Here is an 8,382-nt window from a genome sequence, read left to right as displayed (position 1 = left end):
GGTCAGGGCCTTCCCAGCTCTTCGTCGATCAGGGCAAATAGTTCGTCCGCGCCCGCGTCGGCGACCTCGCGGTCGTACACCGGCTCCGCCGCGGCTGCGGGCGGCAGCGTCGCGAGCAGTTGCCAGAGCCGGTCGGTGACGTCCCGGCGCAGCCGGTCGTCGGCGACGGCGGTGACTGTCGCCGCCAGCCGGTCCAGCTCGGCGAGCACGGGCGGCACGTCCGGCGTGTCGCCTCGCGCCGGGCGCGGGTCGAGACGGTCCAGCAGGTAACGGGCCATGGCGGCGGTGCTCGGGTGGTCGAAGATCACGGTGGCGGGCAGGGTGAGCCCGGTGAGTGTGGCGAGCCGTCCGCGCAGCTCCAGCGCGGTAAGCGAGGTGAAGCCCAGATCGGTGAAGCCACGCTCAGGCGGTACGTCGCCGGGGCCGGACCGTCCCAGCACCGTCGCGATCTCGACCTGGACGAGACGTCGCAGCGTTGGCTCCCGATCGTGCTCGGCCATCACCCGTAGCCGGTCTCGCAGTGCAGGCGCGTCCACCCGCGCCGGGACGGCGCGGGCGGCCCCGGGCCGGGCCAGTCCACGCAGCAGCGCCGGCGCTTCGTCGCCGGGCAGCTCGGACGGGTCGAGCCAGGCGGGCACCAGGTGCGGCCGGTCCGCGCCGGTCACGAGATCGAACAGGGCCAGCGCGTCGTCCGTCGCCAACGGTCGCAGTCCGCTGCGCCGCATCCGCTGCAAGTCGGCCGCGCCGAGCGTCGCGGTGAGGCCCGTGCGCTGCTCCCACAGCCCCCAGCCCAGCGCCACCGCGGGCAGCCCTCGCCGGTGCCGGTGCGCAGCGAGCGCGTCGAGGAAGGCGTTGCCGGCCGCGTAGTTCGCCTGCCCGGCCAGCCCGATCGTGGCCGAGACCGACGAGAACAGCACGAATGCCGACAGCTCACGTTCCGCGGTCAGCTCGTGCAGGTGCCAGGCCGCGTCCACCTTCGTCGCGAGTACCGGATGCAGCTGCTCGGCGGTCAGGGACTGCACCGTGGCGTCCCGCAGCACGCCCGCGGTGTGCACCACGGCCCGCAGTGGCGCGGTGGCGGGAACCGCGGCGAGGACGGCGGCCAGGGCCGCGCGGTCGGTCACGTCGCACGCGGTCACGGTGACCCGGGCTCCCGCCTCGGTCAGCTCCGCCACCAGCTTGTCCACCCCGTCGGCGGTCGGTCCGCTGCGGCTGAGCAGCAGCAGACTCCGTACGCCGTGCCGGTGCACCAGGTGCCGTGCCACGGTCGCGCCGAGGCCGCCGGTCCCGCCCGTGATCAGCACGGTTTCGTCCGGGCCGGCGATGCTCCCCTCGGGTGGCGGCGCGGGAACCGAGCCGCGGGCCAGCCGGGGAACGAGCAGCCGTCCGCGGCGCAGGGCGAGTTGCGGCTCCCCGGTGGCGAGGGCACGACTCAGCGCGCCGGACACCGGCGGTGCGGCGGTCGGCGGGCCGTCCGGTCCGCTCGCGACCGAAACGTTGTTCCCGAGCGCCGGTGGGTGGTGGTGGTCGAGGTCCACCAGGACGATGCGACCGGGGTGTTCGGTCTGCGCCGCGCGTACCAGTCCCCAGATCGCGGCGGCGGCGAGGTCGACATCGTCGTCCGGTGTGACCGCGACGGCGTGTCGGGTCTGGACGACCAGCCGTCCCGGGCCGTCGGCGTTCCCGCCGAGCCAGTTGCGCACGTCGCGCAGCACGGCCGCTGCGGTCGCGTGGACGGCCTCGGGCAGGTCCTCCGCCGCGCTCGGCTCGACCCGCAGGACCTCGGTCGGTGCGTCCGCCGCGACCTCGGTGCCATCGACCTCCCGCCACTCCAGCTGGAACAGCCGGGGGTCGGTGCGGCGGGCGTCCAGCGGACGCAGGGTCAGCGACTCCACCGAGAGCACCTCGACGCCGGCGGCGTCGGCGGCGAGCAGCGCCGCCCGGTGCTCGCCGCGCATGCTCACCCGGACGCGCAGCTGTGCCGCCCCGGGTCGGGTCAGTCGCACGCCGGCCCAGGAGAACGGCACGACCGGGCCGGTGCCGGCCGCCTGCACGAGTGGGTGGAGCACCGCATCAAGCAGGGCCGGGTGCACCTGGAACGGGCCGGTCTCGTCGGTAAGTGCGACCTCGACGAACAGGTCGTCGCCGTGTCGCCAGACGGCACGCAGGTTGCGGAACGCCGGACCGTAGTCCAGGCCCCGGCGGGCCAACTCCTCGTACCAGTCGACGGGGTCGACCGGTGTCGCCGTGGCCGGCGGCCACTCCGGCAGCACCAGCGCGGCACCGGCCGGTGCGCCCGGGGCGACCTGCCCGGTGGCGTGCAGCTGCCAGCCGCGGTCGGCCTCGTCACACACCCGGCTGTGGATCCGGATCGCGCGCCGACCGGACTCGTCCGGCGCGGAGGCCGACAGCTGCACCTCGACCTCGCCACGTTCCGGCAGCACCAGCGGGGTGTGCAGGGTCAGCTCGTCCACGGCGTCGCCGACGCGCAACGCCATCTCCAGCAGCGCGGTGCCCGGCACGAACACCTGGCCGAGCACCCGGTGGTCGGTCAGCCAGGGCCGGGTCCGCAGCGAGATCCGTTCGGTGAAGACGAGCCCCTCGCCGTCGGCGAGTTCCACGGCCGAGCCGAGCAGCGGCCGGTCCGCGCCGGGGTGCACCCAGTGCCGCCGCCGCTGGAAGGCGTACGTCGGCAGGTCCACGCGGGACGCGTCGGTGCCGGCGTACGCCCTGGTCCAGTCGACGGCGAGCCCGGCGACCCAGAGCTGCGCCACGGAGACCAGGAAGCGGTCCAGCCCGCCCTCGTCGCGGCGCAGCGTCGCGCCGACAAGCGACTGTCGCGCCCCGGGCCGGCTCTCCAGGATCTCCTCGACGTTCATGGTGAGCACCGGGTGCGAGCTGACCTCCAGGAACGTGTCGTATCCCTGCTCAGCCAGTGCCTCCACGGCGGCGTGGAAGTGCACGGTCTGCCGCAGGTTGCGGAACCAGTAGCCCGCGTCCTGCTGCCCGTCGTTGCACCAGTTCCGCTCCACGGTGGAGAAGAACGGCATCCGTGCGGGCGCCGGACGCACGTCCGCGAGCGCACGGGCCAGGTCGTCCTCGATGCGGGCCACCTGGGAGGTGTGTGAGGCGTAGTCGACCGGGATCCGGCGGGCCCGCACCTGCTCGGCCTCGCACTGGGCCAGCAGTTCGTCGAGGGCGGCCGGCTCCCCGGCGACGACGGTGGCCGACGGGCCGTTCAACGCCGCGACCTCGAGCCGGCCCGACCAGGCCGCCAGGCGGGGCGTCAGGTCCGCGGCGGGCAGCGCCACCGACATCATCCCGCCATCGCCGGCCAGCTTCCGCGCGATCGCCTGCGACCGCAGCGCGACCACGCGCGCCGCGTCGGCCAGGGACAGCGCGCCGGCCACGCAGGCGGCGGCGATCTCGCCCTGCGAGTGCCCGACGACGGCCGCCGGCTCGACGCCGTACCACCGCCACAGCGCCGCCAGGGAGACCATCACCGCCCAGGAGACCGGCTGGACCACGTCGACCCGGTCCAGACCTGGCGCGTCCGGTGCCTGCCGCAGCACCGCCTCCGGATCCCAGTCCACGAACGCGGTCAGGGCCGTGGCGCACTCGGCGAAGCACTGCGCGAAGGCGGGTGAGGTGTCCAGCAGGCCCACCGCCATCCCCGCCCACTGCGAACCCTGACCCGGAAACACGAACACCACCCGACCATCCACACCACGATCCGCACCCACCACCACACCCTGCGACCCCACCCCAACCGACAACTCCCCCAACCCCGCCACCAACTCATCCCGACCAGCCGCCACCACCACACCCCGATGCCCCAACACCGACCGCGACACCACCGACGACCAACCCACATCCACCACCCGCAAACCCGAACCCGCCACCACCCACTCCCGCAACCGACCCGCCTGCGCCCACAACGCCCCCTCAGACGCCCCCGACACCACCACCGCCACCGGCCCGAACTCCCCACCGGACGCCGACCCCACCACCGGCACACCGCCCACCTCCGGCCCACCGCCCACCTCCGGCACACCGTCCGCCTCCGGTGCCTGCTCCAGGATCACGTGCGCGTTCGTCCCACTGATCCCAAACGCCGACACCCCCGCCCGCCGCACCCGACCCACCACCGGCCACAACCGCCGCGACAACAACAACCGCACCCCACCCGACGACCAATCCACCAACCCCGACGGCTCACCCACATGCAACGACGCCGGCAACACCCCCCACCGCAACGCCTCCACCATCTTGATCACACCACCCACACCCGCCGCCGCCTGCGCATGCCCCACATTCGACTTCAACGACCCCAACCACAACGGCTCCGACCGCCCCCGCCCATACACCCCCAACAACGCCTGCGCCTCAATCGGATCCCCCAACACCGTCCCCGTCCCATGCGCCTCCACCACATCCACCTCCACCGCAGACACCCCCGCCGAGAACAACGCATCCCGAATCACCCGCTGCTGCGACGGACCACTCGGCGCCGTCAACCCACTCGACGCACCATCCGAATTCACCGCCGAACCCGCCAACACCGCCAACACCCGACGCCCCGCCGCCACCGCATCCGACAACCGCTCCAACACCACCACCCCCACACCCTCACCCCAACCCGTCCCATCCGCCCCCGCCGAAAACGCCTTACACCGCCCATCGGCCGACAACCCACCCTGCCGCGAAAACTCCACGAACATCCCGGCGGTCGACATGACCGTGGCCCCGCCGGCAAGCGCCAACGAGCACTCACCCGCCCGCAGCGACTGCGCCGCCAGGTGCAGCGCCACCAACGACGACGAACACGCCGTATCCACCGTCACCGCCGGCCCCTCCAGACCAAGCGTGTACGCCACCCGACCCGACGCCACACTCGGCGATCCGCCGGTCAGCGCGTACCCGGCGAAGCTCTCCGACGCCTCGTGTAGCGGGGGGACGTAATCCTGGGGCATGACACCGAGGTGGACTGCGGTCCGGCTGCCGCGCAGCGACGTCGGCGCGATTCCCGCCCGTTCCAGCGCCTCCCAGGAAACCTCCAGCAGGAGCCGCTGCTGCGGGTCCATCGCGCGCGCCTCGCGCGGGCTGATCCGGAAGAGATCGGCGTCGAAGTCCAGCGCGCCGGTGAGGAAGCCGCCGCTGCGTACCTGCCCGGTCTCCGCCGGGTCGAGGCTCCAGCCGCGGTCCTCCGGGAAGGGGCCGATGGCGTCGATCTCGTCGTGCACCACCCGCCACAGGTCCTCGGGCGAGGCCACCCCGCCCGGGAAGCGACAGGCCATGCCCACGATCACGATCGGGTCGTCGTCGGCGCGGGGGCCGGTATCGGTCCGGTGCACCGGCTCGGCCTGCCCGGTGAGCTCGCGGTCGAGGTGCCGGACGAGGGCGGCGGGAGTGGGGTGGTCGTAGAGCAGGGTGGCCGGCAGCTCCAGCCCTGTCGCGTGGCCGAGCCTCGTGCTCAGCTCCACTGACGTCACCGAGTCGAAGCCGAGCTCCTGGAAGGTGCGGTCGACCGTGATCGCGGTCGGGTCGCCGTGCCCGAGCACGGCCGCCGCTTGGGCGCGTACCAGGACGTGCAGGTCCCGGGGCGACTGCCCGGCACCGGCGGGAGCCGCGCCGTCGCGCGCGGCGGCACCGGACTCCGGCTGTGGCCCGACGGGCCCCGCCGGTTCCGCCGTGCGACGCGGCGCACCGGCATCGGTGGAGATCCAGTATGGCTGCCGTTGGAAGGCGTAGGTGGGCAGCTGCACGGCGTGCGCGCCGGTGCCATCGAACATCGGCCGCAGGTCCACGGCGACGCCCTGGACGTGCAGCTCCGCCAGGGACAGCAGCAGCCGCCGCAGCCCGCCGTCGCCACGGCGCAGGGTGCCCTGTACGACGGCACGCTCCCCGGCCAGCGTCTCGCGCACCGGCCCGGTCAGCACCGGGTGCGGGCTGGCCTCGACGAACACGCCGTGTCCGGCGTCCGCCAGGGCGCGGACGGCCTCCTCCAGCCGCACCCGCTCCCGCAGGTTGCGGTACCAGTACTCGGCGTCCAGCGCGGGCGCGGGCAACGGGCCGCCGGTCACGGTGGAGTAGAAGGCGGCCTCGCCGTCGCGGGTGGTGACCTTCGCTGCGGCGCGCAGCACCTCGTCGCGGATCACCTCCACCTGCGGCGAGTGCGAGGCGTAGTCGATGGGGACCAGGCGGGTGCGCACGCCGCGCGCCGCGTGTTCGGCAATCGTCTCCCGGACGGCCTCGACCGCGCCGGACACCACCACCGCGTTCGGGGCGTTCACCGCACCGATCGCGACCCGGGTCTGGTCGACGTCGGCCACGGGCATCGCCAGCAGGGCCATCGCGCCGTGGCCGGACAGCCGCGCGACGATGGCCCGGCTGCGTTCGACCAGGAACCGCAGCGCGTCTTCCACGGACACGATGCCGGCCGCGCAGGCCGCCGTCATCTCGCCCTGGGAGTGGCCCACCACGGCCGCCGGCCGCAGGCCGACGGCGCGCCAGACCTGCGCCAGGCAGACCTGCACCGCGAACAGCGCGGGCTGCATGACGTCCATGCGGCGCAGGGCGGCCTCGTCGGCGAGCACCTCGCGCAGCGACCAGTCGACCAGCCCGTCCAGCAGCCGGGCGCACGCATCCATCGGCGCGGCGAACAGCGGCAGGGAATCCCACAACGCCAGGGCCATCCCCGCCCACTGCGGGCCCTGGCCGGGGAACATCCACACCACGTCCCCGACCGGGCCCGCCGTACCCTCGACCACGTGTGGCGACGGCTCGCCCGCCGCGAGCGCGGCCAGACCGGCCAGCAACTCGGCGCGCTCCGTGGCGACCACGACGCCACGGTGCTCCAGCACCGAACGGGTGGTGACCGTCGCGTACCCGACGTCGGCCGGGCGCAGGCCGCTGTCGGCGGCCACCCAGTCCCGCAGCCGCGCGGCTTGGGCCCGCAGCGCCGCCGGCGTGTGACCCGACACCAGCACCGGCACCGGCGCGGTCGGATCGTCGTTCGCGGGCCCGGCAAGGTGCGGCCGGGTCACGGCCGGGGCCGCCCCGACCACCACGTGGCAGTTCGTGCCGCCCACGCCGAACGAGCTGACGCCCGCCAGCCGGCGGCCGTCCGGCCACGGCGAGGTCGTGTCGTTGACGCGCAGCCGCAGGCGGTCCATCGGGATCGCCGGGTTCGGCTCACGGTAGTGCAGGCTCGCCGGTAGGGCGCCGTGGCCGAGCGACAGAAGCACCTTGATCAATCCGATCACCCCGGCGGCGGCGTCGAGGTGCCCGATGTTTGTCTTCACCGAGCCGACCAGCAGAGGCTGCTCCTCGGGGCGGCCGAGACCGAACACCGAGCCGAGCGCCTGCGCCTCAACCGGGTCCCCGGCCCTGGTCCCGGTGCCGTGCAGCTCGACGTAGCTCACCTGCGCCGGGTCCACCCCGGCCTGCGCGCAGGCATCGCGCAGCAGCTCGCGCTGCGCGTCGCCGTCGGGGACGGTGAGGCCGGCACCGCCGCCGTCGTTGTTTACCGCACTGCCGAGCAGGACGCCGTGGATCCGGTCACCGTCCGCGAGGGCGTCGGCCAGGCGCTTGAGCACGACCACCCCGCCGCCCTCCCCCCGGACGGTGCCGTTGGCGCGGGCGTCGAAGACGTGACAGCGGCCGTCGGGGGAGAGCGCACCGGCGCGGGCGAAGGCAAGTGTGCTGTCCGGCGTCACATTCAGGTGTACGCCGCCGGCAAGCGCCAGCCGAACCGCGCCCGACCGCAGGCTCTCCGCAGCCAGGTGCACGGCGACCAGGGAGGACGACTGCGCCGCGTCCACGGTGAGGCTGGGTCCGCGCAGGCCGAGGTGGTAGGAGACGCGGTTGGCGATGACGGCGCGACTCAGCCCGGTCAGCGAGTGGTGCGACACCGCGGCGTCACCGTGCCGGTGCACGAGAGCGGCGTAGTCATCGCCTGCGGCACCGAGGAACACCGCGGCCGAGCCGCCGCGCAGTCCCGCCGGCGCCACCCCGGCATGCTCCAGCGCGGTCCAGCTCAACTCCAGGGACAGCCGCTGCCGTGGGTCCATGGCCACGGCCTCGCGCGGCGAGATGCCGAAGAATCCGGGGTCGAAGTCGGCGACCCCGGCCAGGAATCCGCCCCGGCGCAGCCCGGCGACCTCGACGGTGTCGTCGAGGTCCCACCGGCCCGGCGGCAGGTCGCCGATCGCGTCGACGCCGTCGCGCAACAGCCGCCAGAAGGCGTCGAGGTCGTCGGCGCCCGGCACGCGGCAGGACATGCCGACGACGGCGATCGCCTGCTCGCTCGGACGACTCGCGGGCATGTCAGTTCCTCTCCGGTCGGGCCGGCTCGGGCTCGTCGAGGTGGAGGTACGCCGG

Annotated in this window: 1 protein-coding gene; it reads right to left on the bottom strand. The window is 74.2% G+C overall.

Annotation, left to right across the window (positions count from 1 at the left end):
- Positions 1 to 2: 2 nt before the first annotated feature.
- Entirely contained in the window at positions 3 to 8,327 is an 8,325-nt protein-coding gene (locus QQG74_RS13130) for a type I polyketide synthase (protein ID WP_341720551.1), read from the bottom strand.
- Positions 8,328 to 8,382: the final 55 nt, after the last annotated feature.

This window comes from Micromonospora sp. FIMYZ51 (assembly GCF_038246755.1).
GTDB lineage: Bacteria > Actinomycetota > Actinomycetes > Mycobacteriales > Micromonosporaceae > Micromonospora.
This window is presented reverse-complemented; position numbering and strand designations above follow the sequence as displayed.